This window comes from Pantoea sp. App145 (genome assembly GCF_047947045.1).
GTDB lineage: Bacteria > Pseudomonadota > Gammaproteobacteria > Enterobacterales > Enterobacteriaceae > Pantoea.
Genome location: NZ_CP133293.1, coordinates 150,140 through 174,541, shown reverse-complemented (window position 1 = coordinate 174,541; position 24,402 = coordinate 150,140). Strand labels below are relative to the sequence as shown.

The 24,402-nt window shown below is 47.6% G+C and carries 21 protein-coding genes; 14 read left to right on the top strand and 7 right to left on the bottom strand.

The window, feature by feature from the left end; genetic code table 11:
• Entirely contained in the window at nucleotides 1–999 is a 999-nt protein-coding gene (locus tag RCF31_RS25700; RefSeq protein ID WP_416414499.1) for an Ldh family oxidoreductase, read from the top strand.
• Nucleotides 1,000–1,248: 249 nt separating this feature from the next.
• Here RCF31_RS25700 and RCF31_RS25695 read toward each other — a convergent pair whose 3' ends face one another.
• Complete coding sequence (locus RCF31_RS25695; protein ID WP_416414498.1) at nucleotides 1,249–1,770, bottom strand: hypothetical protein; 522 nt, start codon at nucleotides 1,768–1,770, stop codon at nucleotides 1,249–1,251.
• Between the two features lie 858 nt (nucleotides 1,771–2,628).
• Between RCF31_RS25695 and RCF31_RS25690 the strand changes: the two genes are divergently transcribed.
• Nucleotides 2,629–3,234: a hypothetical protein gene (locus tag RCF31_RS25690; protein WP_416414497.1), complete on the top strand. Its 606-nt coding sequence runs from the start codon at nucleotides 2,629–2,631 to the stop codon at nucleotides 3,232–3,234.
• 261 nt (nucleotides 3,235–3,495) lie between these two features.
• Here the strand turns inward: RCF31_RS25690 and RCF31_RS25685 are convergent, their stop codons facing one another.
• Both RCF31_RS25685 and RCF31_RS25680 read right to left on the bottom strand, forming a co-directional pair.
• Nucleotides 3,496–3,993, bottom strand: coding sequence for a M15 family metallopeptidase (locus RCF31_RS25685; protein ID WP_416414496.1), 498 nt, complete (start codon nucleotides 3,991–3,993; stop codon nucleotides 3,496–3,498).
• Between the two features lie 69 nt (nucleotides 3,994–4,062).
• A complete protein-coding gene (locus RCF31_RS25680; protein WP_416414495.1) occupies nucleotides 4,063–4,818 on the bottom strand; it encodes a hypothetical protein in 756 nt (251 codons plus the stop codon).
• Nucleotides 4,819–5,330: 512 nt separating this feature from the next.
• Between RCF31_RS25680 and RCF31_RS25675 the strand changes: the two genes are divergently transcribed.
• From RCF31_RS25675 to ggt, 9 genes are read left to right on the top strand one after another with little or no spacing between them, the layout of a single operon-like run.
• Nucleotides 5,331–6,026 carry a GntR family transcriptional regulator gene (locus RCF31_RS25675; RefSeq protein WP_416414494.1) on the top strand — a complete coding sequence of 232 codons (696 nt, stop codon included), beginning with the start codon at nucleotides 5,331–5,333 and terminating at the stop codon, nucleotides 6,024–6,026.
• Entirely contained in the window at nucleotides 6,023–6,790 is a 768-nt protein-coding gene (locus tag RCF31_RS25670; RefSeq protein ID WP_416414493.1) for an ABC transporter ATP-binding protein, read from the top strand. The genes RCF31_RS25675 and RCF31_RS25670 overlap by 4 nt, the downstream gene beginning before the upstream one ends.
• Entirely contained in the window at nucleotides 6,787–7,563 is a 777-nt protein-coding gene (locus RCF31_RS25665) for an ABC transporter permease (protein WP_416414492.1), read from the top strand. Before RCF31_RS25670 ends, RCF31_RS25665 begins: the two co-directional genes overlap by 4 nt.
• Before the next feature lie 2 nt (nucleotides 7,564–7,565).
• On the top strand, nucleotides 7,566–8,546 hold the full coding sequence (locus RCF31_RS25660; protein ID WP_416414491.1) for an ABC transporter substrate-binding protein: 981 nt from the start codon (nucleotides 7,566–7,568) through the stop codon (nucleotides 8,544–8,546).
• 12 nt (nucleotides 8,547–8,558) lie between these two features.
• The gene (locus RCF31_RS25655) at nucleotides 8,559–9,575 is read left to right on the top strand and encodes a zinc-binding dehydrogenase (protein ID WP_416414490.1); all 1,017 of its coding nucleotides are present in this window, start codon (nucleotides 8,559–8,561) and stop codon (nucleotides 9,573–9,575) included.
• 10 nt (nucleotides 9,576–9,585) lie between these two features.
• Nucleotides 9,586–10,002 carry a PaaI family thioesterase gene (locus tag RCF31_RS25650; protein ID WP_416414489.1) on the top strand — a complete coding sequence of 139 codons (417 nt, stop codon included), beginning with the start codon at nucleotides 9,586–9,588 and terminating at the stop codon, nucleotides 10,000–10,002.
• A gap of 10 nt (nucleotides 10,003–10,012) precedes the next feature.
• On the top strand, nucleotides 10,013–10,801 hold the full coding sequence (locus RCF31_RS25645) for a VOC family protein (protein WP_416414488.1): 789 nt from the start codon (nucleotides 10,013–10,015) through the stop codon (nucleotides 10,799–10,801).
• Nucleotides 10,798–12,303: a class I adenylate-forming enzyme family protein gene (locus tag RCF31_RS25640; protein ID WP_416414487.1), complete on the top strand. Its 1,506-nt coding sequence runs from the start codon at nucleotides 10,798–10,800 to the stop codon at nucleotides 12,301–12,303. Before RCF31_RS25645 ends, RCF31_RS25640 begins: the two co-directional genes overlap by 4 nt.
• Entirely contained in the window at nucleotides 12,300–13,922 is a 1,623-nt protein-coding gene (ggt, locus tag RCF31_RS25635; RefSeq protein ID WP_416414486.1) for a gamma-glutamyltransferase, read from the top strand. The genes RCF31_RS25640 and ggt overlap by 4 nt, the downstream gene beginning before the upstream one ends.
• Here the strand turns inward: ggt and RCF31_RS25630 are convergent.
• The 3 genes from RCF31_RS25630 to RCF31_RS25620 are packed head-to-tail and all read right to left on the bottom strand — an operon-like array spanning nucleotide 13,919 to nucleotide 17,493.
• Nucleotides 13,919–15,634, bottom strand: a complete 1,716-nt coding sequence (locus RCF31_RS25630) for an ABC transporter ATP-binding protein (RefSeq protein WP_416414485.1) — start codon at nucleotides 15,632–15,634, stop codon at nucleotides 13,919–13,921. The genes ggt and RCF31_RS25630 overlap by 4 nt on opposite strands.
• Nucleotides 15,631–16,503, bottom strand: a complete 873-nt coding sequence (locus RCF31_RS25625) for an ABC transporter permease (protein WP_416414484.1) — start codon at nucleotides 16,501–16,503, stop codon at nucleotides 15,631–15,633. The genes RCF31_RS25630 and RCF31_RS25625 overlap by 4 nt, the downstream gene beginning before the upstream one ends.
• Nucleotides 16,504–17,493 (bottom strand): ABC transporter permease, encoded by a 990-nt coding sequence (locus RCF31_RS25620; protein ID WP_416414483.1) that lies wholly within the window; start codon nucleotides 17,491–17,493, stop codon nucleotides 16,504–16,506.
• Between the two features lie 227 nt (nucleotides 17,494–17,720).
• On the opposite strand from RCF31_RS25620, the gene RCF31_RS25615 reads away from it, so the two are divergent.
• From RCF31_RS25615 to RCF31_RS25605, 3 genes are read left to right on the top strand one after another with little or no spacing between them, the layout of a single operon-like run.
• Complete coding sequence (locus RCF31_RS25615) at nucleotides 17,721–19,832, top strand: hydantoinase/oxoprolinase family protein (RefSeq protein WP_416414482.1); 2,112 nt, start codon at nucleotides 17,721–17,723, stop codon at nucleotides 19,830–19,832.
• Complete coding sequence (locus tag RCF31_RS25610; protein ID WP_416414481.1) at nucleotides 19,829–21,514, top strand: hydantoinase B/oxoprolinase family protein; 1,686 nt, start codon at nucleotides 19,829–19,831, stop codon at nucleotides 21,512–21,514. The genes RCF31_RS25615 and RCF31_RS25610 overlap by 4 nt, the downstream gene beginning before the upstream one ends.
• A 3-nt stretch (nucleotides 21,515–21,517) precedes the next feature.
• Entirely contained in the window at nucleotides 21,518–23,104 is a 1,587-nt protein-coding gene (locus tag RCF31_RS25605; protein ID WP_416414480.1) for an ABC transporter substrate-binding protein, read from the top strand.
• Nucleotides 23,105–23,550: 446 nt separating this feature from the next.
• Here the strand turns inward: RCF31_RS25605 and RCF31_RS25600 are convergent, their stop codons facing one another.
• Nucleotides 23,551–24,402, bottom strand: coding sequence for a hypothetical protein (locus RCF31_RS25600; RefSeq protein ID WP_416414479.1), 852 nt, complete (start codon nucleotides 24,400–24,402; stop codon nucleotides 23,551–23,553).

The window sequence follows — 24,402 nt, the reverse complement described above, 5'->3', positions numbered from 1 at the left end:
GTGAGTCGAATTTTCAGCATTGAACAACTAACTAACGCGGTAAAAACCATACTGGTACGTGAACACCTTTCGAATGAGGACGCACACATACTTGCCAGCCATATAGTGGCATCCGAACGTGATGGCACACTCAGTCACGGCCTGATGCGTGTCCCAGATTACCTGGCTTCGTTACGCGCTGGCTGGGTTAATGCTAAAGCGAAACAGCAAATTTCACCCACTACGACACCTTTTGTTCAGGTTGAGGGTGATAATGGATTTACCCAGGTGGCTTCTGCTTTGGCGATCGATGCTGTACTTGAACGTGTTCGGGGTAACGGTATTGCCCTGTTGTCCATCCGCAATGCCCATCATATTGGCGCTCTCTGGACCGATGTCGAACCTTATGCGGAACGTGGATATGTGGCGCTCAACTTTGTTAACTCTCGCCCACGATTGGCTCCTTACGGTGCCAGTGGTCCGTTACTCGGGACCAATGCTATGGCGTTTGCATTTTATGATGGTAATGGTGGCGTCATTAGCTGGGATCAGGCTTCAAGCGTTATGTCGCTGGGTGAAGTAAAACAGTATGCATTACGCCAGCAGCCTTTGCCGTCTGGTGTAGGTTTGGATCATAGAGGAAATCCAACAACTGATGCGCAAGCAATACTCAAAGGGGGCACCTTACTGCCTTTTGGTGAGCATAAAGGATCGGGTATCGCTTTGATGGTTGAGGTTATGGCGGCAGCGTTGACGGGTGCCAGTTTTGGCTTTGAAGACCGATCAACTCAATTCCCTGGTGCGGCCAGCTCCAATGCTGGCCAATTTCTCATCGTCATTGATCCGGCTTTTAGCTCCCCGACGTCTTTTGTACAACGGATCGCCAATCTGATCACGCATTTACATAACGATCCTGAAATTCGCTTGCCTGGTAAGCGCCGACGAATTAATCGCGAAAATTCACTTCAGAACGGAATCAAAGTCAGCGAAGAAATAGTTAGTGTGCTAGGGTTAAACTAATATTTCACTGCTGGTTAGGTTTAAAATGCCTGAAAAATATAACAAGAGTCCTTGTAACAGAAAACAACACATTTAATTGTACAAAAAATACACACTTAATTGTACAAAAAATACACACTTTCTCTTTTCTGGCATTCTCACGGATCGGTCTTGTAATAAGGAAGTTCAGAGAAAAAATCACCCAGCAGGCCTCAGAATAGACTGGCTGGGAGTTTTTTCAGTAAAATCGCTTAAATACGGAGCGATGAATCAATTCTTTTGAGACACGTTCATTCCATCTAAATCAAATTTAAATTGCCTGGCTCCAGCCTGGTAGAACTCAGCTTCAATGATTAGATTTTTATGGCTTTGCACGTTCTTAATGAAAGATGAAGATTGGTCAAAAAATATCACGTCAGAGCTACCATCTCCTGCTTCAGTCATGGAATATTTCTGGATTTTTCCATCATCAAATTTGACGGCGACTTGACAATCATTGAATGAATGGCAAATAAATTGACCTTTAGTTATACTGAGGAGTGCCTCAGTCACTTTCAAATCTTCTGGTTTTTGCCCGGACTTTAATTCAATTTTTTTTGACCGAAGAGTTATGACCATTTTTGACCCTCCATTATATGGAAACTCAAACTGAACATCATTGCTCGACTCATTTTGCAGAAACTTTCGTGCTGTCCCTCTCATCTCATCGTTATCATAAGATGCAACCCAGGGACTAGCGAAAAGTGGCTGAGATAATCCCATTAATGCGATAAAGCATAATAAGCGCTTCATTATTTCTGGCTCTCAGTTTTGATAATAACTTCACGGGGACTTAATTGCTGCACTGCACGGCAGATACAATATGGGATCACTGCCCAGGCTAAGCCCATTGCAGCACCTGCTGCCTGTTGTGGTGCTCCATTAGCAGTCCATACAAGAATGATGCCTTGAATGAATCCAATGACTGAACAAACGATAGAGAATTTCCACATAGTATATAACCTCCAATTATAAAAACGTAATGTACAGTTGGTTTTTCTGGAAAATGGATTGTCATTCTAAAATAAAATTCAAATCCGGCATAATACATTTGGACCAGGATAAGGTATGCGATTTTAGAAGGAACACTGTCTTCCCAGCAGGGAAGTCGCCTCAAACTTCAAGAAAATCCCCTTTTCATAATAAGCCATCATTACACTATGCTATTATCGGCATTTGTTCAGTAAAGTTTACTACTAAATTTAGTAGTTGCATTTTTAATTATTATTGGTGTATTGCTTGCTTTATCCAGGAAGAAAGTGAATCTTATTTATCTGAATGATGATTTTTCGTCTGTGATGTTCATGATTCTATGGATGATTTCTATGCTAAATTTTTCCTATAAATGAAGGCTCTTTATGGACAAAGATAAAGAAATGGAATCAAGTCAAGTTAATTCATTTGATTGTGGTTTTTTATGCTATTTTATAAAAAACAAATATGAAGTAGTGGCTGTGATACTTATGGTAATCATTGCAGCTTTTAACTTCGGGTGGTTTAGTTTGAAAAAAAATACCTGAGACACCTCCTGGCTATTATGAAAATATCCTCATTGAACATACTGAACTACTGATAAAACTACGGGATGAGTATCAAAAACAGAGAATTGACATGCAAAATGAGATGACATCAGGTCCTCATAGCTATTATGAAACAGCAAGGATTGCACTCAAGTTAAACATTGCAGAGACTCGGTATCTGGATTTTTGGCTGCTTGAGAAACCCATTGTCATTGGTATGTTCAAGCCTTTTGATGAATCAAAATATGTTGGCTGGTACACCAGCCTCTCTCCTGAACTGCGCAAAGTAATTAAAGATACAGCCGATAAGTTGCATGATTTTTACCCAAAAATGACTGAGTGCCATAGCCATGCAATGAAAGACTACCAGAATTTAGTCGCCGGATTGTCAGAACCTTCATCTGATAAAATGTCAGATATTTTGATTGCACAAACACAGGTGATCTTACGAAATATTTCTGACGCTGAAAATACACCCTCTCAAAAATGTGACACTGTGATGATTGAGTATTTATCTTCTGTACAGAGGCTATCTGGCGTATATAGCAGTCTTGCTGATGCTTACCAAAGCTATTCCGACAAGATTGAAACTATCCGTAAGACTATCAGTGCGCTGCTTTCCTTTATGCTTCTACTTGTTTGTTATCGATGCCGTGATAACCTTGTCAAGAAGGCAGCCAAATCGATGAGCAGCTAAACTTAATAGCTGGAGCAACTTTATACCACTTCATTGATTGTCTTCGTCCAGCCATGCGCTGCATCAATGCAGTGCAGTGCTAATTCAGATGGATACACCGTACACCATGATTATTACTTTGGTTTCGTTGAAAGAATGCCTGGCCCTGAGTTAAGCTGCCATTACTGGATGTTGATGTGGAATAAAAATGCGTCCCGTAAGGGACGCAACATTGGTTGTCGGAAAAATTTTCACTTTGATGCCAGATTATCATGAGTTTCACTAGATATCAGCAGCTTGCCAGTGCATTCCATCCGGCGTGGTCCATCTTCCTCCCCAGGTCCATTCTTCACTTGAAAAAGCATCCAGAACTGGGGGGATAAGGGCAAAATTGGGTGATGGGTTGCCAAATGCATTTTTGGCAGAATCAAAATCAATCGCACATCCCCAGCTATGCATAGATAATCTGGTTGCGTTACGCATAATTCTGAAATTGAAACCTCCTGCATAAAGATTCATGCCCCATTCATTTATTTTCTGCTGTTGTTGATCCGCAGCATCCCATATACGTGTGAAAATAGTTTCAAGACTATCAGCGCATTTCTTGTGAATTTTCACGCCTGACTTAACCGGCATAAAATCCCATGCAGTAACAATTTCCCATGGGGGTCTAACATAAACTATATTTTCAGCCACCCACGATTCACTTTCCTCACCATTTGCACCGCGAGGATCTCCGTAAAAAGAATCAACTTCATTTTGATGTGGCCACTTTGACATAAATACCTCCGGTTGGATTAGTGCGATTATATAGGTTTGTGATTTAATTAAATCATTTTTGTGAATAATTCATTTCAATGCAGTACAGATTTCAATTTTTTCTTTGAATGCATCATATAATGATTTTTCATCATATAATGACTTTTCATCCTGGTTTAATTTTCGCGTGGATTCTTGGTTAATTGCCGTTTTTAATTTCTCAATATCTGGAGTAATAAACTCTACCTGGGACTGTTTGGTCTCAAGGAGATAAGATATCTCTCTTAATGTATTAGCAACAAACATCCCCTGTATTTCTCTAAAGTTAATGTCATCGAGGACAGTTCTGGTGCCCGAATCAACATTGTTTAATGTTACAACAACACAATCAGCTGCCTCCGCCGCCTGTCGATAATTTTTTCGCTGGACATTATATTGATAATGTTCAGGGATAAGACGTGAACCAGCGGCAACGCCTCCACCTATCCAGACTGTCGTTATTGCTCCATTTACACCGGCAATTAATCCTGTGATTAAACCCAATATACCAATGTCAGATAGTGCATATGTTTGTTTAGCTAAGTCCATCTCTTTTTGATGCCATACTTGTCTATATGCGGATGCGAGAAAGAGACTTTCGTTGTAGCTCTTGGGTATAGGAGGATCTGATTTATTGATTTTTTTAAAGGTATCTTCTCTGGATTTATCATCATCACTATTCTTTGGTGCCGATATTCCAGCCTGATTGTAATAGTCTGAGACAGTCGGTTTTGCTATTGGTAAGGGCCATGGACTAGTGCAGCCTACAATTATAATTAAGGATGTGGAGATGAAGATGTTCTTCATATTAACTCCAAAAGAATCTGTTTTCCACCTCAATCAAATGAAGTGTATTTTTATTTTTTGACGTATCTGGATGACATCATAATTTTTGATTGAATAAGTATTTCAATATTATTTGATTGTCTGCAAGTACACAGGGTAAATAATTATTTTATTCTATTTTAATGACGCAAATCGATTTTAAACTCCATGATTGCATGAAGAAATCTTTACGGTATACCTCGCTTGTTAAAAAATAGCGCGCCTGATACCTACTGGTAAATAAGTCACTAATGCGGACATTTCTAATGATGAAAGTAGAAGCCATGCCTTTTATTACCTTCTGGTCATAAATTTTCATGCTAAAAAAGAAAAGTCCTTAAGCAGTCCAGAGCATCTCTTTTTGTTGTTTGCTTATCTGAATTAGTTAGTAGCACGGTCGATATTCAGCGTCCTAATATGCACGACATAAAGCACCCCAGAGTATTTTTGTGAGCATCCCACAGGATTTCACTGACATGTTGAGAGCATAAATTATGTCCGAGTTGCCTTTAAGCGATAAGGCTTACCAAACGTTACGCAGAGATATTCTTACCTGTCAGCTGTTGCCGGGATCACTGATCACTGAAGCAGAAATCATGGAACGTTATCAGATTGGCAAAAGTACCTGCCGCCTGGCACTTGCGAGGTTAGCACACGACTACCTCATCGAGTCGCGACCGCGTAAGGGCTATCGTATTGCTCCAGTCACAGTTCAGGATGTGCTTGAAATATTTACCCTGCGCGCGCAGCTGGAGCCGCTGGCGGCGAAGCTGGCAATTGACCGGGTAGATATTGAATTGCTGAAGAAACTTGAGGCGGATTGTCGCGTAGAGATTGCAGCGCCCCTTTCCACCCGCATTGATATTTTTATGAATGCTAATAAACGTTTTCATCTGGCGATAGCCGAAGCTACCGGAAACCAGCATCTGATCCGTACCCTCTCTGGGTTAATGGATGAGATGTCGCGACTTGTCGCGCTGGGATTTAACGTCCAGGGCACCAAGCCGGAAATTCGCCATGATCATAATGCGTTAATTCAGGCATTTACTGAGCGCGACAGCAAAAGGGTTGAGTTTATCGCCCGCCGTCATATTGAAACCTTTCAGTCGATGACGCTGGAAAAAATTTACGCCACGTTAAGCCGCGATGGTGCACTAATCCCATTGTCAGCCAGGAGACAGCCTTCGTGAGCGCTATTCTCAGTGACGATTTGCAAACCTGGCAGCCGGTTATTCATCTGGAACAGGTAGGCAAAAATTTTGGCCAGCAGGTTGTATTGTTGGATATTACTCTTGATGTCTGGCCCGGTGAGATAGTGGCCCTGCTGGGTACGTCTGGTTGTGGTAAAAGCACCTTGCTTAATCTGATATCTGGTTTGTTGACCGCTGATCATGGCGATATTCAACTTCAGGGAGAATCCGTTAAGCAGTTTCGGCACTGGCAGCAACTGGGATATTTGTTTCAGGAAGACCGACTATTACCATGGCGTACTGTTTTGCAGAATGTGATTTTTGGCATTGAAAACATATCACTCTCCCGTAATGAGCGTCGAGATCGCGCCCGGGCCGCGCTGGCATTAACTGGCATGTCGGGTTCAGAAGACAAATGGCCCCATCAGCTCTCCGGGGGGATGCGCAGTCGGGTCGCCCTGGCACGCAGTCTGGTGGCGGAACCACAAATTCTTTTGATGGATGAACCTTTTTCCAAATTAGACCCGAATACCCGCAGCGTGATGCATGACGAGTTATTACGTATCCGCGCATTGAAAAAAATGTCCGTAGTGATGGTGACGCATGATGTTGAAGAGGCCGTTGTCCTTGCTGATCGCATCATCATTTTGCAACCTAACCCAGGACAGATTAAACAGGTCACACCTGTGGTTCTACCCCATCCACGATTACCCACTGGCAGGGATGTTACAGAGCAGGTACGACAGTTAAGGATGGCGTTATGATGCAAAAGTTACAACAGACCCTCTCTTTATTCCTGCAACGGATGGCGTTACTGCTGGCATTCTTTGCTTTGTGGCTTTTTGCCTCACATAACATGCCTGCATTCGTGTTGCCGGGTCCTGAACGGACGCTCAATGCGCTGATGGCCTTGTGGCGTAATGCCACGTTATTTCAGGATATTGAAGCAACTTTCAAACGTGTATTAAGCGGATTTGTTCTGGCGACACTGGTCGGGACGACTGTTGGGTTGGCGCTGGGAGCCAGCCGCGGATTGGCCCTTTTTTTTGAACCGCTTCTGGCAGTCTTTAATACCGTATCCTCTGCCATCTGGGCGATCTTTGCCATTATCTGGTTTGGTATTTCGGATGCGACAACGGTCTTTGTCGTATTTATGACCGCGATGCCGCTGATCCTGACTAATGTCTGGCAAGGCGCACAGACTGTGGATAAGCAGCATATACAGCTGGCTCAGAGTTTCCGCATGAGCCGTCTGCAAACATTGCGAAAAATCTATCTGCCGACCATTCTGCCCTACTTCTTTTCCGGAGCACGCCTGGCATTTGGTTTTGGCTGGCGAGTTTCCTTGGTTGCGGAAACGTTGGGTGCGTCCAATGGTATCGGTTATCGCTTGCGTCAGGCGGGCGATCTGGTGCAAACCGATCAGGTGTTTGCCTGGACGCTGCTGCTGGTCGTGCTGATGTTATTACTTGAAGGTGGGCTGCTTAAACCCCTTGAGCGCCATCTATTTCGCTGGAAATCACACACACAGGATTAACTATGAAGAAGATATTAATGGCGGCCACCCTGGCTGCCGGGGCTTTCTTTGCCCTGAATTCAGCAGCAGCTGAAAAAGTACGCATTGGCTACTGGAGTAGTGGGGTTAGCCTGGGATATGGCACCGTACTGGAAGAAAAGGATTTTCTGGCGAAACATGGAATTCAGGCGGAGTTTATTCACTTCCCTGACGTTAACGCACCGATTAAGGCGCTCGCATCTGGATCTATTGATTTGGCATTCGGAGCACCATTGGCTGGGGTATTCAGCAGTGCTGCAGAAGGCGTACCGATTAAGATTTTTGCTGCGACCCAACCTGCTGATGTTCAGTTTGTCGTACCGCAGGGTTCACCCATTACCTCACTGGACCAACTGAAAGATAAAAAAGTCGGTACCTCACCGGCTGGCTCCTCAGTAGCGGTAATAGCCACCACACTATTACAGGAAAATCATCATATTAAGCCTGCTGATTTTCAGCTGATTGGTGGAAATGAATCCCGCCTGGCACAGTTCCTGGTGCAGAAACAAGTTGATGCAGCAGCTCTGAGGTCGCTGACTATTGAACAGCTGGATGAACTGAAGGTTATCTCGTTAGGCAGTTTTGCCGATGAGTGGAAAAGACTTACCCATAGCGATGCGGTGCCTTATATCGGTGTTGGTGCAGTGCGCAGCGAGTTGATCGATCAGCACCCTGAAGTAGTAGCCAAAGTTATCGGCGCTTTACGCGATACCCTGGCCTGGGGAGCCAGCCATCCTCAGGATGTTTCGAAACTACTGCAACAGAAAGCCAACCTGCCTGCGCGTGATGCCAACATTTATGCCAGTCGCTGGAACAGTATGAACCAGCTCACTTTTGAACCTACCGATATTGCCACCCTTAAACGTCAGCATGACGTGTTTGTTGCGAGTGGCACTGTGCAGGGAAATGTACCTGATTCGTTATACGACGATGCCGCTTACAAGCTGGCTAATACCTCTCATTAACAGGAGTTACCTGTGAGTCAAACCATGAAAGCGCTGGTACTGCATCAGCATGGAACCCTCGAAAATCTTTCCGTTGTTAACGATAAAGCAAAGCCTGAACTGCGCCCGGGCCATGTTGTTGTTTGTGTGCGGGCTTCTTCCTTCAATTACCACGATGTTTTCACCGTAGAAGGTATGCCGGGCATCAAAGTTCCGTTGCCGGTGGTGCCAGGATTAGATCTGGCCGGAACCGTCGATGCAGTGGCAGAGGATGTAACGGGGTGGCAACCAGGGGATCGTGTACTGGTCAATCCGCTTAAACCTGGTGTCGGCTTGATGGGGGAAATGACCGACGGCGGTATGGCGGAATATGCACTGGTGGATGCATCCCAGCTGATTAGCCTGCCTGAGACGGTTAGTTTCACCCAAGCGGCGTCACTACCAGTTGCTTACGGCACGGCACACCGCATGCTGGTCACACATAACACGGTAAAAGCAGGCGATAAGGTATTGATTCTGGGGGCCAGTGGTGGTGTTGGCACCGCCTGCGTGGTGCTGGCAAAAAAGCTGGGAGCAGAGGTCATCGCTTGTGTTGGCAGCGCAGTAAAGGGCGCGGCAATGAAGGCACTTGGTGCGGATGAGGTGGTTAATTATCGCGAAGAGGACTTTTCCCGCTGGACTATCGAAAAATACGGCAAACCGCAGCGTCGAACTTACGAAGGTGGCGTTGATGTGGTGATTAATTTTACCGGGGGCGAGACCTGGCGTCCGTCGTTGAAGTGTCTGAAACGTGGCGGAACGCTACTGGTATGTGGAGCAACAGCCGGATACGACCCAACTGAAGACCTGCGTTATGTCTGGAGTTTTGAACTCAATATCAAAGGTTCAAACAGTTTTTATAAAGATGACCTGGAAGCGTTGCTGCAACTGGTAGCTGACGGTGCAATCACGCCACTTATTGATCGTGAGTTGCCACTGGACCGCGCTGCAGAAGGTCTGCGTCTGATACGAGACCGTGAAGTTCTGGGCAAAGTCATCGTTACCCCATAAGGAGCCGGTCATGAGTGAAATTATTGTGCCCGACGTGGCAGAAGTAGAAGCAAAACTGCTGAAAGGCCCCTATCACCAGTGGCTTGGGCTCAGGGTTATTGAAGTTGCAAAGGGTGAACTGACTCTGAAAGCTACTTTTCGCGATGAATGGGTGGTCAACACTGCGGGAGGCTACATTCATGGTGGGATTCTGGCGGCGCTGGTTGATCTCACCGCCGACTGGGCGCTGGTGGCCTGGACGGGGAAAGGTGTCCCAACTCTCGATATAAGGGTGGATTACCATCGCCCGGCGCGTGGTGATCTGCGTATTAAGGGCAAAGTCATAAAGGTCGGTAAACAGGTTTCGAGTGCTGAAGCATGGGTCTACGACAGCGAAGATCGGCTGGTCGCAAGTGGCCGTGGTCTCTATGCAATGCCGGCAAACTGAGGATTTCATGATGCAACTGCAACCAGATCATATCGTGATCAACAATCATAACGATCTTGCTGCTATCGGGAAGACTTTTGCTGCTCTCGGATTCACATTGACCCCGGAAAGCTTCCACACGCTGGGTTCGATCAATCAACTGGTAATGTTTGAGGATCATTATCTGGAGCTTATCGGTGTGCCGGGTGATGGGCGACCGATACGTCAGGAGTTGCTGGACAGTACCCGGGGGATAGACGGTCTGGTATTCCGCACTCAGGATGCTGAAGCCACAGAGTGCCAGCTGGTTGAACTTGGCTATACCGTGCAGCCGGTTCAGCATTTCTCCCGCCAGGTTGAGTTTGATGGTAAATGGGGAGAAGCACGCTTCAGTACCACCCGCCTGAAACAAGGTAGCTTTGCGGCCGGACGCGTTTACTTTTGCCAGCATCACACTCCGGAATTAGTGTGGCGTGAACCTTGGTTAGATCATGCAAATGGAGTTAAAGGGATCGATGGCTTAATTGTCGTCAGCCAGCAGCCACAGGCAGAACAACAGGACTGGCTGAAACTGGGCATCCTGCCAGCATCCTTCCATATTTCCGTACTTGATCCTGACACATTTGAAAGCTGGTCCGCCGGATTAATTTCTCCGAATCCCGGACGGCGAAGTCAGTTCCTCGCCCTTTCTTTCGATGGTGGCCGGGCTGAGGTGCTGATTGCGGGCGCCCGGCAGCTCTCTCTGCCCTGGCAACAGGTCGGGAATCGGTTGCTTATCGCTCTTCCTGATGTCAATGCCTTACTTGAGTTCAAACTATGATCCTGACGAATCTGGGTACACTGCACCTCACGCCTGCAAATGCACAGCAGGCCGCTTTTATTACGCCTGGCGAGGATCAACAAGAGCAGCAAATCAGTTATGCGCAGCTCGACACTGAGGCTAATGCGCTCGCTAAAGGACTATTGAATCAGGGATATCTGCCGGGGCAACGTATCGCCCTACTGGGACGAAATTCAATCTCATTTATTATCAGCCTGTTGGGTATTCTGCGTGCCGGATTGGTTGCTGTACCGGTTAACATCAAACTTCCCGATACCACGCTGGAAAAGATTCTTGAAGATAGCGATGCCAGATTGGTAATCGGTGATAGCGATCAAGTCAAACGCCTGGACAACCGTTTTAACCCATTGACGTTCAGTCTGTTGCCATCGTTATATCAATCGGGCGAATTTACAGGTTTCATTCCTCAACCTGATGATCTGGCGCTGCTGCTTTACACTTCGGGCTCTACCGGGATGCCAAAGGGGGTGCGCCTGACACACGCCAGCCATCGCTGGGTCGTGGAGATCCGTCGGGCAGCAGGTGAACTTGAGGGTGAAAGGGTTCTGATTGCCGCGCCGTTTTACCATATGAACGCCTTAGCACTGGCGTTACTAACCCTGAACAGTGGTGTGACGACTGTGCTTCTGCCGCAATTTGAAGCGAAAGCCTATATCCGAGCGGTAGCGCGTTATCGCTGCAGCTGGTTGACGGCAGTACCACCAATGATCGCGATGATGATGCAGCAACAGGACACACTGGCGGAAAATGATCTCTCTTCCGTGCGTGTAGTACGCATGGGTTCGGCACCGGTGAATGAGGGTCTCAATCAGCAAATTCGCCAGTTATGGCCACATGCGCGGATCATCAATGCCTATGGCACCACAGAAGCCGGGCCGGTGGTATTTACTGCACATCCTGAAGGGATGCCGGCTCCTGTGCATGCGACTGGATATCCTCATCCTGGAGTTGAACTACGCTTGCGTGACGATGCCGGTCAGCTTAGTGATCGAGGTGTGCTGGAAATACGCAGCCCTGCACTGATGCAGGGATACCATCAGCGACCTGAATTAAATCCCATCACTGTCGATGGTTTTTACCATACCGGGGATGTGTTTGAGCGGGACGCTGACGGGTTCTACACCTTTGTGGGGCGCCACGACGACATGTTTGTCAGTGGTGGTGAAAACATCTATCCCAGTGAAGTTGAAAAACTGCTTGAGCTGCATCCAGATGTACAACAGGCCTGTGTCATCGCTATCGTGGACAACATAAAGGGTAGCAAACCTGTGGCATGGGTCATCCCCCGGCCTGGCAGTCAGCCAACACCCTTAGAGCTAAAATCCTGGGTGCTTAATCACGGCCCTGCCTACCTGCATCCGCGACATATCTGGCTTACAACGCAGTTTCCGCTGGCAGGTACCAATAAAGTTGATAAACAGGCGTTGCGTGTTTTAGCTGAGCGAAGTGTCTCAGCGGAGAAGCGGGAGGAGCAGGTATGACTTTCAAATGGGATAATCCTTATCGTACAACACGGACGCCACTGTTCGCGCGCAATCTGGTCGCGACATCACATCCTCTGGCAGCACAGGCAGGAACGCGTGTTTTGCTGGCAGGAGGCAATGCGGTAGACGCTGCTATTGCTACGGCAGCGACATTGACGGTAGTCGAACCGGTATCAAACGGTTTAGGTAGCGATGCTTTCGCTATGGTCTGGGATGGTAAACAGTTGCATGGCCTCAATAGTTCTGGCACCGCCCCCTCTCATTGGACGACTGACTGGTTTGCTGAGCGTTATGGGCGTAATGCGCAGGGACATGCTCATCGTCCAGAGCGTGGCTGGGATAGTGTCACTGTGCCGGGGGCGATTGCAGCTTGGGGGACACTGCATCAGAGATTTGGTCGACTCCCCTTTGCGCAGTTACTGGAAACCGCAATTGATATTGCCGAGCGTGGTGTGACTATTGCACCAATGGTGGCGCGCAAATGGCGGGCGGCAGTGCCATTACTGCGTGGTCAGCCTGGTTTCGCCGAGGCTTTTATGCCAGATGGACGGGCACCAGAAACCGGTGAACGGTTTATCATGCCTGGCGCGGCACATACGCTGCGGATCCTTTCCGAGCATGGCCCCCGTAGCTTTTATGAAGGCGAGGTAGCCGAGGCTATCGTAAACTGGGCAAAACAGAGCGGCGGGTATCTGACGCGGGATGATCTGGCAGGTTATCAGCCAGAATGGGTCACCCCCATCAGTAAAAAGTATCGGGGATATGACGTTTTTGAACTGCCCCCCAATGGTCAGGGCATTGCTGCGCTGATTGCGCTGGGTATACTGGAAAAATTCGATCTTAGTAGTTTCCCTGTCGATAGCATTGCGTCGCAGCATTTGCAGATTGAAGCGATGAAGCTGGCGTTTGCAGACGTTTACGCCTACGTTGCTGACCCGTCATCAATGCACATTACACCGCAGCAGATGCTGGATGACGATTATCTGACGCAGCGCGCGCGGCAAATTGATTTGAACCGTTCAACACCGGTTCTGCCCGGTATGCCTGCTAGCGGCGGGACTGTCTATCTCACAACGGCCGATGAAAGCGGAATGATGGTCTCGTTTATTCAGTCGAACTATATGGGCTTCGGTTCTGGGGTTGTGGTGCCCGGCTATGGTATTAGCCTGCAAAACCGGGGCGCAGGATTCTCCAGCGCTCCTGAGTCTGCCAATGTTGTTGCGCCAGGAAAACGCCCTTTTCACACCATTATTCCGGGCTTCCTGATGAAAGATGGCAAACCGCAAATGAGTTTTGGTGTGATGGGAGGTGATATGCAACCTCAGGGACATGTACAAACACTGGTGCGGATGATCGACTATCAACAGCAGCCTCAGGCTGCCTGTGATGCACCACGCTGGAAGGTGAATAAGGACTACAGTGTGGACCTTGAGCAGGGTTTTGACTCACAGGTTACTGACGGATTGCGCCAGCTGGGACATGAGCTTAAATCAGTAAATGACAGTTATATGGACTTTGGCTCAGGTCAGTTTATCTGGCGACTGTCTGATGATAACGATCATGGTTATGTCGCGGCTAGCGACAGCCGGCGTGATGGGCAGGCTGTCGGTTTTTAAACCAGATATTTTTCCGTATAAGGGGGCGTGAGCGACATTGAGCGGCTGTCCTCTCCTGACGCCCCTTTCACCGCAGATAACAATTCCTGGGTGTAGGGGTGCTGAGGACGTTGCCAGATGTGTTCCACACTCCCTGTTTCTACGATTTCGCCATTATTCATTACTAACACCCTGTCAGACATATAGCGCACCACAGAAAGATTATGTGAGATGAACAGGTAGCTGAGACCAAACTCCTGCTTCATTTCAAGCAGCAGGTTAAGTATCTGCGCCTGGACAGAGACGTCCAGAGCGGATACCGCCTCATCACAGATAACCAGTCGCGGTTTTATAATCAAAGCACGAGCAATACCAATACGCTGACGCTGGCCACCAGAAAATTCATGCGCGTAGCGGTGCAGAGAATCTCTGGGTAATCCTACCCAATCAAGCATAGTGTGAATGCGTTGCAATCTTTTTGGTGCAGGTGCAGGGTCATGCAGCTGTAGCACTGAGTCCAGAATGGTGAAAATGGTATGACGTGGATTCAGCGAAGCATAGGGGTCCTGAAATATCATTTGCACACTTTGGCGAAATTTTTTTAAAGCAGGCCCCTTTTTATCAGCAACATTTACGCCTTCCAGTAAAATCTTTCCATTATCCGGGCGAAGCAGCTGCAATATTGATCGCGACAATGTCGATTTCCCACAACCGGATTCCCCAACCAGTCCAAGGGTTTCGCCAAAATGCAAATCGAATGTGATGTTTTTAAGTGCCGAAATAGATGATCTTCCCTGAATATAGCTGACATTCAGGCCATCCACTGACAATAAAGGTGAATTAGCCTGGGCTTCAGACTTATGTGAAAAAACCAGCGTTTCGGGCTGATATAACTGAAACTTGCCACTTTCATCATGACGGATCTCCGTAAGCCGGCACTGACGATAATGAAGATTATGCGAATCCATCAAAGAAGCGGCCATTAAGCCACGTGTGTAATCATGAACAGGATGGTGGAAAAGCCGATCGGCGCTCCCCTGTTCCACGATATTACCATTGTGCATTACCGCAACTTTATCCGCCCATTGAGATACCAGGCCCAGATCATGCGTTATCATCAACACGCTCAGTGAAAGTTCCCTGCGAAGTTGATTGAGTAGCGCCATGATGCTGGCCTGAACCGTAGCATCCAGAGCGGTAGTCGGTTCGTCTGCAATCAGTAACTTTGGCTCACATGCGATAGCCATAGCGATCATTACACGCTGTCGTTGCCCTCCTGATAACTGATGTGGGAAGTCATCAATGCGGCGATGAGGATCAGGAATATTAACCAACTCCAGCAGTTCAATCGTTCTCACGCGAGCTTGTCTTGATGATAGGTTCTGATGTGCCCTCAGGCTTTCAGCAATCTGAGCACCCACGCTATAAACGGGATTCAGAGACGTCATCGGTTCCTGAAAAATCATAGAGAGGTTATTGCCGCGCAACCCTCGCCGTTGGCGGGGCGGGAGAGTAAGCAGATCGCGTCCTTCGAAAAGTATCTGCCCACTGGTTTTTGCCTGTTCAGGCAGCAGACCCATTATTGATAAGGCAGTCGCGGATTTGCCGCTGCCCGATTCCCCCACTAGGGCCAGCATCTCCCCTTTTTCCAGGATGAAACTCACCTCGTTAACTACATTGGTTTGGCCAAATCGAATCTTTAAGTTTTCTACGGAAAGGATAGGCCGCGTCATTGTTCGTTTAACCTCGGATTAAAGGCGTCGTTCAGCGCGTCGCCAAGCAGATTCAGACCTAGCAACGTGATCACCAATGCAATGCCGGGTTCGGCGGTCAGGTACCATGACGTGCGCAACATTTCTCTCCCGCTGCCAATAAGAAAACCCCAGCTGACTACATTCGGGTCACCGAGGCCAAGAAAAGAGAGTGCTGCTTCCATCAGAATGGCGGAAGCCACCATCACGGAAGAGGTCACAATAATTGCCGGTAGTGCATTTGGTAGCATCTCACGCATGATAATGTGCCCGGTAGAAAATCCCTGGCAACGTGCAGCTAGTACAAAATCCGTCTCCCGCAAGCTACGAAATTCGGCACGTACAAGACGAGCAATAGTTGGCCAGGTAGTAAGGCCGATACTCAAGGTGATCAGCCCGACTGAGGGTGTTGAGATAGCCAGAATAATGATGACGAGTAAAAAAGCGGGCATCGTTTGAAAGAGCGTTGTCACGCGCATCAGTCCATTATCAACGATGCCGCCATAAAATCCGCTCATGCTGCCAATCAATGTCCCGGTCAGTAAGCCAATTACCGTTGCACCGATGCCTATCATCAATGAGACTCGCGCCCCATGAAAGATGCCTGCCGTGAGATCACGTCCCATAGCATCAGTCCCGAGCGGCCAGGATAGTTCGGCTCCTGGCGGTAGTAAAGGTGATGCCACCATATCAAGCGGGTCACCTGGATAAAGCCACGGGGCAACAATGGCCATTGCTATGACGAGTAATAGGATAAATCCGCCTGTAATGCCTGCCGGATTACGCAACAGCTGGCGTAGCGCACGATGTCTGACGTGGGAGGATAAGGAAAGCGCCGATAAGATCGTCATTTAGCGTCTCACGATACGGGGATCAAGCCAGGCGTGGATAAGATCCACCACGAAGTTAGCGAGCAAAACCATCAAAGAAGAAAAGAGCAATATACCCAACAAAATATTTACGTCGCGCGCCATCACCGCATCCAAAGCCAACCTGCCCAGACCAGGCCAGGAGAACACCGTCTCAACCACTGCTGCACCACTCAGCAGTGTGGCAATATGCATACCACTGACGGTAAGGACGGGAATCAGAGCGCAACGCAGCACATGGACAATCGTTACGCATAAAGGTGACAGGCCTTTTGCATGTGCAGTGCGAACAAAATCCTGATGCATGATCTCCAGCATGGCTGCTCGTGTCAGGCGTGCATAAATCGCCAGGAAAAAACTTGCCAGCGATAAAACAGGTAACACTGCATGAGTAAACAGGTCTTTGAACCATTCCCAGCCACTGAGATTTGCACCAATCGTCATATTTCCACTGCTGGGAAGCCATCCCAGATGTACAGAAAAAAGCACCAGCAGCATAAGGCCGATCCAGAATCCGGGGAGTGAATAAAGCAAAAGACTTATCAGGGATAACAGTCGATCAGGCCACCGACCTGCAAATAGCGACATTATCACGCCACACAATACCCCAATAATTAAGGCAACAAGTTGTGCCGCAACCATTAAAACGAGTGTGGCTGGCAGTCTTGATATTATCAGCATAGTGACAGGGGTATTAAAACGGGGGGAAAATCCCAGATTTCCCTGGAGAATATGGCCAACCCAGTTAACAAACTGCTGCCAGCCCGGCAGATTGAGTCCGTATTGCTCTCGCATCAATGCCATAGTAGCCGCGCTTGCCCCTCCTGATTCTCCCGCCAGTACATCAACTGCATCACCAGGAATGGCTTTCAAGATAAAGAACATGACCAGTAAAATACCAATAAACGTTGGCAGCACATAACATACTATTCTAAATATAAATATGAGCAGCCAATGTCTTTCGCGCTGCATAGCCACCGTCCTTGAGTCAAAACATGTCAGAAGCAGGAAAATTAACAGGCCATGTTTTTCATTCTTAATAATATTTGCAGATATATTATCCTGAAATATAGATATTCAAGAGATTCCTCATCTTTTGCAAATGGTGCATGAGCTAATCCAAAATACTCAGTAGCCAGCTCTTCTTTGATGCCGGTAAATAACGCCCTGAACTTATTATTATTTGTAAAGGCGAGTGCATGTCAGACAGACTTGTAAAGATTCCGGGAGTTCGGGTTGCTGTAGATGTCGGTGGTACATTCACGGATATTGTGTTGTTGCAAGGCCCGACGCAATATTCAGCTAAAATCCTCACCAGCGCCGATGCGCCTGAACGTGCTGTAATCGCCGGTATCACCGATGTACTTAATCAAGCGGCATTAACTTTCAGTGATATTGACCTACTGATACTAGGTACAACGCTTGCGACCAATGCGCTTATTGAACGTAAGGGTGCACGCACAGCGCTGATCACAACCTCTGGTTTTCGTGATTTAGTTGAAATCGGGCAAGAAGATCGCTTTGCTCAGTATGATGTTTTTCTACAAAAGCCACGCCCTTTGGTAGAACGTCAGTGGCGCTTTACCATCGAAGAACGCATTGATGCGCAAGGCAACATCCTGATTCCACTTAACGAAGCACAGGTATTTGCACTCGCTGATGAAATACGTGCTCAGGGAATAGAAAGCATTGCCATCGGTTATCTACAAAGCTTCATCAACTCCAGTCACGAACAACGTACGGCTGAAATTCTGCGTGACCAGTTACCAGACGTAACATTGTCACTTTCGAGTGATGTCTGCCCGGAAATCCGAGAGTATGAGCGACTTTCTACTGTTTCAGCAAATGCTTACGTTCAGCCCCTGGTAGCTGGCTATCTTCATCGTCTTCAACAACAGCTTAGTGAAAGCGGACTTCGTGTAGCGCCCTACCTCATGACCTCTGGTGGCGGAATCACCACACTGGAGACCGGTATCAGTGAGCCAGTTCGTCTGGTCGAGTCCGGGCCCGCAGGGGGGGCCATTTTGGCAAGTAACATTGCACGTCAGCTGAATTTGAGCAAAGTACTTTCATTCGACATGGGGGGAACAACTGCCAAAATCTGCTTTATTGATCATTTTCAGCCGCAGATTTCCCGCAGATTCGAGTTTGGTCGGGTGCATCGCCATCAGAAAGGTTCGGGTTTACCCATCCGCATTCCAGTCATTGATTTGGTTGAAATTGGTGCTGGTGGTGGTTCGATTGCGCGCATAGACAATCTGCAACGCCTGCAGGTTGGTCCCGACAGTGCCGGTTCGGCACCAGGACCGGTCAGCTATAACCTCGGTGGCGAGCTGGTAACTATCACTGATGCAAATGCTCATTTGGGTTTGCTGGACCCCGCCAGCTTTGCCGAAGGCAAGGTTGAGTTGAACGTCAGTAAGGCAGCAAAAGCCATCAGGCAACAGATTGGTGAGCCTCTGGGGCTATCGACCGATGATGCGGCCCAGGCGGTCACCGAAATCATTGCAGAAAATATGGCAAATGCGGCGCGGGTACATGCCAGCGAATTGGGTAAACAGGTCGACAGCTACACGCTTGTTGCATTTGGTGGCGCTGCACCGCTGCATGCTGCTCGTCTCGCCAGTAAGCTGGGGATTAATAATGTCGTGATTCCCCATGCAGCGGGTGTTGGCTCGGCTCTCGGTTTCCTGCTAGCTCCGGTTTCTTACCAGGCTGTTCGTAGTTTTTATCAGCGTCTGGACAGCCCCAATCTGGCGGCAATCAATGAGGTACTGGCCGCGTTAAGCGAGCAGGCGCGGCATATTGTTCAACAGGCTGATGCCAGTGCGTCAGTGACGCTTGAGCGAAGCGTCTATCTTCGGTACGCAGGCCAGGGGCACGAAGTGCCGATTCGAATTGAAAGCAATATCCTGGATATTCAAGGACTCGCAACTTTATATGAGAGCTTTACCCTCACCTATCGCCAGCTTTACGGGCGCAGTTTGGACCATGTCGCGGTAGAAGCCATCAGTTGGACGGTGACTGCTTCCACACCTGCACCGATGATTGTTCCGTCGGCTCCTTTTGCCGAACTGGCTGCACCTGCTTTCACTGCGACCCGGGAAGTTTTCTCTTTTCAGAGACAAAAGCGTATTCAGGTTCCTGTGTACGAGAGATCAGATATTGCCCCCGACAACGTTCTCCAGGGACCGTTACTGGTGGTCGATCCTGAAACTACCACATTGGTGGATGAACTCTTCACGGCTCACCGTACCCAAGAGGGGCATCTGGTTTTGCAACGAAAGACATTGATCGGAGGTGTTCAATGAGCCAGAACGTCATTCAATACCAGGTTATCTGGAACCGGCTCATCTCAGTGGTGGAAGAGCAGGCACAGGCACTGATCCGCACCGCTTTTGGCACCGCAACCCGCGAGGCAGGTGATCTCTCTGCCGGTGTATTTCTTCCTGATGGGCGCATGGTTGCGCAGGCGGTTACCGGTACACCAGGACATGTAAATTCGATGGCGGAGTCAGTAAAACACTTCCTTCGCGTATTTCCGGTTGAAACTCTGCAACCGGGAGATGTGCTGGTCACTAACGACCCCTGGAAAGGCACCGGTCATCTGTATGACATCACCATGGTCACTCCCGTTTTTCGGCATAACCGGGTAGTCGCGTTGTTTGCTTCAACACTCCACGTCATTGATATTGGGGGTCTTGGACCGGGGCCTGATGGCCAGCAGATCTGGCATGAAGGTTTATTTTTACCCATCATCAAATTCATTCATGCAGGCAGACTTGATGAGACAGTCATTAACATTGTTAAAGCTAATGTGCGTGAACCCGCTCAGGTTGAAGGGGATTTTTTCGCACTGGTTGCTTGTAATGATGTCGGTGGGCGTCGCTTGCTCACGCTCCTGGAAGAGTTTTCTCTCGCTGATTTGCATGAAGTTGGTGAATATATTCTTGACCGTTCAAAACAGGCAATGCTTGATGCGATACGTAGCTGGCCCACAGGAAGCTGGGAGAGTGAGCTGTGGATAGATGGCTACGATCAGCCGTTGCGTCTTCAAGCCAGGTTGACACTGGACCACGACGGTATTCACGTTGATTTTTCAGGTAGCGCAGGCTTTGTGGCGAAAGGCATCAACGTAGTCAAAGCCTATACTGACGCTTACACCTCCTTCGGCATTCGCTGCCTGATCGGCGCGGATATCCCCAACAATGCCGGTTCGCTAGGTGTCATTAAAATTGATGCACCTGAAGGTTCTATTCTCAATGCACCCTTCCCGGCAGCTGTCACCTCGCGTCATATTATCGGACAGATGCTACCGGATATGGTTTTTAACTGCTTGCGTCAGGCACGTCCTGGCGAGGTACCGGCTGAAGGGGCTTCCTGTCTATGGAATATTCAACTCTCCGGTGGTCACCTTATTCCTGAATATGACGCAAGAAATACGCTCATACAACCGCGCTTTTCAATCACCAGTTTTTCAACTGGCGGTACTGGCGCGCGGCCAAAGCTTGATGGACTCTCAACTACGTCTTTTCCCAGTGGGGTGCGTAACGTCTCACTGGAAATACTGGAGTCGATCAGCCCGGTAGTGTTCTGGCGTAAGGAATATCGCCAGGACTCCGGCGGAGTCGGCGCACAACGTGGTGGCCTGGGGCAGATTATTGAGCTGTCACATGGCCAAAAGCTCCCCATGGAGTTGGGCGCAGCCTGGGACCGCATCCATTTTCCAGCTAATGGGGCTGAAGGTGGTCTGCCGGGTGCCGCCGGCCGCGTGACGCTTTCCACCGGGGAGACTCTGTCAGGAAAAGGAAGACAGGTTATTCCTCCGGGCAGTCATCTCATTGTGGAGACACCCGGTGGTGGCGGGCTGGGGAATGGCTACCATCGCGACCCAGACAGTATCAAGCGTGATCTCAACAATCAGCTTATTAGCGCAGAAGCGGCTGCTGAATTCTACGGGTATGACGTCCCGTTCACCAATCAAACGGAGTAAAATATGCTTGTCTCATTTCGCCGCTCGTTGCTGGCGTTGGCTCTGGGTGCATCATTACTGGGTGGCGCTGCTCAGGCAGCTGAGCCGCATTCAGGAGGGACCCTTAATCTGGTTCTCAACTACGAACCGCCCGCGCTCATCGCATTAACAACAGTCGCTACACCTGCGCTAAGTGTTAGTGCAAAGGTCACAGAAGGACTTCTCAGTTATGATTTTGATCTGAATCCTAAGCCACAGCTGGCAACCAGCTGGGAAATCAGCCCGGATGGGAAGCGCTATACCTTCCATTTGCGGCCAGGCGTAAAGTGGCATGATGGACAGGACTTCACTTCGGCTGATGTGGCCTACTCCATCACGCTGCTAAAAAAAGTGCATCCGCGGGCCTCCAGCACCTTTGCCAATGTCATCAATGTTGAAACCCCTGATGCACTGACTGCAGTATTGGTGCTTTCGAAACCGGCCCCCTATCTCATTAAGGCATTTGCAGCAGCGGAATCACCAATTGTGCCTAAACATATTTATGATGGCACCGACGCGCTGACTAACCCGAACAACAATGCCCCTATCGGGACAGGCCCATATATTTTTGAAAAGTGGGTGCGAGGAAGCTATATCCTCTATAAACGTAACCCGAACTACTGGGATAAGAATCGCCCTTATCTCGATCAACTGGTAGTGAAATTTATCCCGGATGCTGCGGCACGATCGGTCGCGTTTGAAACTGATGAGGCAGATTTGGGGTATCGGACTCCGGTAGCCCTCAACGATGTATCACGCCTGAAAACATTGCCTCAGCTTGGGTTTGAAACGAAAGGCAACAGCTATTCGTATAATGTCAGCTCGCTACAATTTAATCTGGATGATCCACATTTCAAAGATTTGCGTGTGCGTCAGGCGGTAGCACATGCTATCAACCGCAACGTAATCCTTCAGGTCGCCTATTTTGGTCTGGGACAGGTTACGGCGTCACCTATTGCTCCAGGGATCAAAGAGTATAATGATCCCTCTCCTTCGCCTTATGAATTTGATCTTAAGAAAGCCAATGAGCTGCTCGATCAAGCCGGGTACCCCAAAGGTAGTGATGGTATACGATTTAGCGTTACGCTCGATTACAATCCTATCTCAGAGGATCTACGTAAAACGGCAGAATATACACGTTCCGCGCTGGCTAAAATTGGTATAAAAGTCACTCTGCGTTCGCAGGACCTTTCTACATTTGTACGCCGTATCTACACTGACAGGGACTTCGCCTTCACGATTAATGGACACAGCAATCTTTATGATCCTACAGTTGGTGTGCAGCGTATCTACTGGTCGAAAAACTTCCGTAAGGGTGTTCCTTTCTCTAATGCATCCGATTATCACAACCCGGAAGTCGATCAATTGCTCGAAAGCGCACAGACTGAAAATGATCCACAGAAACGGGTTGAGGAGTTTCAAGCGTTTCAGAAAATCGTCGAGCAGGAACTGCCTGACATAAACCTGATTTCCCCCCAGTTCATCACTATCTATAACCGCAAGGTTCATGCTCACTCGGTGACTGCCGATGGTATCGAAGGAAATCTGTCGCAGGTTTGGCTGGATAAATAGCTATCAAGGTCAGGAAGCCACTCATGTCGACTTCCTGAACTTAAAATTCCTGTCAACCATGCATAACCGTAATTAAGATAGGGTTAGTGTCGATCGCTTGAGAAAATATTCCCTTATTGTTCATCATCGGGAGTTCTCATGTCCCACACGCAATCCCATGTTTAAAAAGTTAATTCGTAGCATGCCGAAGCCATTTTACTTTTATCCAAGAGAGCTGAACATAATTAATGCTCAAGTCTAGGGTATGAATTACTTCATATGGTAATTATGTTAAATTTTATTTAGAAGAAGGCACTGCATTCCAAGATACGATAACTTTCTTCCTGCTGTTTTAGCTTTTACGAAATTGGCTATGCTATGTAATTGCAAAAGCTATTAATATTAGAAAAAAATCAAGCAAAAGTATAGTTGATGAGTATTTTTCAATTTAAATTAATATATCTTTCTCATCGCAGTGCCCGCGGAGCTTTTGAACTTTTAAATCTATTGTACAATTCTTTAGCTGCAGGCGATTTTACTGCATCCTCAATCGTCCTGAATATTTTATAGTATTTTGTAAACATATGCTTATCTTCATTATAATCCCAAGACCATGTGAAATTACTTCTATTTGGTGGAATTAAACGGTTAATTAAATGTGAGAAAACTTCATTATTTATAGACTTAACTAAACTAAATAAAGTTTCAGCGATCAAGCCCAAATCGTCCCGAGATAAAATGACAGGCTTTTCAAGAAAATTTCGATGCTCATCAAGCCCTAAAGCTATAGCATTCTTTACGCCAAGTTTTCCAAAGCGATGAACACAACAATGACGCATTTGACATATTGAATCATATCTATTCAACAAATCACCTAAGCTAGCGTTGAAATTGTTAATTTCAAGGTATTTAGTTAGGTTCTGAGTAATATTATTTTTCCCAGAAAACACAGTTTCCTCTAGCAAAGCCTCGGGCAATAGGTTTTTAGTGTGATGCAAAGCTGCAGTGTAGCTAACCTGCAAAGATTCGCACTTTTTTTGAACTAAACTATCACTTAAGATTAGAGTTCTAATTAGTGAGCGCATATAACCTTCAACTGCAGACACATAACCTAACAGCAGTAAGTTAGCTAGTTGAGTATTAATTTCTCCGCTTTCAGTTGCCCAAAGTAAATTTAAGCTAACAGCGTTTTTCAAAAACTCATCTATAGGGGAATGTTTTTCTCCAGCTTCAGTTGAAAAAAAAGAAGAAGTATCAAAATTAGTACTTGGAAGTCGTACTGTTACAATTGCTGAGTAATCTTCAGTAGCCAAAGTCAT

Bases quoted from the DNA above. Each gene is read 5' to 3' on its own strand.
- RCF31_RS25695 (WP_416414498.1), bottom strand. From the start codon at position 1,770: ATGAAGCGCTTATTATGCTTTATCGCATTAATGGGATTATCTCAGCCA.
- RCF31_RS25690 (WP_416414497.1), top strand. From the start codon at position 2,629: ATGCAAAATGAGATGACATCAGGTCCTCATAGCTATTATGAAACAGCA.
- RCF31_RS25685 (WP_416414496.1), bottom strand. From the start codon at position 3,993: ATGTCAAAGTGGCCACATCAAAATGAAGTTGATTCTTTTTACGGAGAT.
- RCF31_RS25680 (WP_416414495.1), bottom strand. From the start codon at position 4,818: ATGAAGAACATCTTCATCTCCACATCCTTAATTATAATTGTAGGCTGC.
- RCF31_RS25675 (WP_416414494.1), top strand. From the start codon at position 5,331: ATGTCCGAGTTGCCTTTAAGCGATAAGGCTTACCAAACGTTACGCAGA.
- RCF31_RS25665 (WP_416414492.1), top strand. From the start codon at position 6,787: ATGATGCAAAAGTTACAACAGACCCTCTCTTTATTCCTGCAACGGATG.
- RCF31_RS25660 (WP_416414491.1), top strand. From the start codon at position 7,566: ATGAAGAAGATATTAATGGCGGCCACCCTGGCTGCCGGGGCTTTCTTT.
- RCF31_RS25650 (WP_416414489.1), top strand. From the start codon at position 9,586: ATGAGTGAAATTATTGTGCCCGACGTGGCAGAAGTAGAAGCAAAACTG.
- RCF31_RS25645 (WP_416414488.1), top strand. From the start codon at position 10,013: ATGCAACTGCAACCAGATCATATCGTGATCAACAATCATAACGATCTT.
- RCF31_RS25640 (WP_416414487.1), top strand. From the start codon at position 10,798: ATGATCCTGACGAATCTGGGTACACTGCACCTCACGCCTGCAAATGCA.
- ggt (WP_416414486.1), top strand. From the start codon at position 12,300: ATGACTTTCAAATGGGATAATCCTTATCGTACAACACGGACGCCACTG.
- RCF31_RS25630 (WP_416414485.1), bottom strand. From the start codon at position 15,634: ATGACGCGGCCTATCCTTTCCGTAGAAAACTTAAAGATTCGATTTGGC.
- RCF31_RS25625 (WP_416414484.1), bottom strand. From the start codon at position 16,503: ATGACGATCTTATCGGCGCTTTCCTTATCCTCCCACGTCAGACATCGT.
- RCF31_RS25620 (WP_416414483.1), bottom strand. From the start codon at position 17,493: ATGCAGCGCGAAAGACATTGGCTGCTCATATTTATATTTAGAATAGTA.
- RCF31_RS25615 (WP_416414482.1), top strand. From the start codon at position 17,721: ATGTCAGACAGACTTGTAAAGATTCCGGGAGTTCGGGTTGCTGTAGAT.
- RCF31_RS25610 (WP_416414481.1), top strand. From the start codon at position 19,829: ATGAGCCAGAACGTCATTCAATACCAGGTTATCTGGAACCGGCTCATC.
- RCF31_RS25605 (WP_416414480.1), top strand. From the start codon at position 21,518: ATGCTTGTCTCATTTCGCCGCTCGTTGCTGGCGTTGGCTCTGGGTGCA.
- RCF31_RS25600 (WP_416414479.1), bottom strand. From the start codon at position 24,402: ATGACTTTGGCTACTGAAGATTACTCAGCAATTGTAACAGTACGACTT.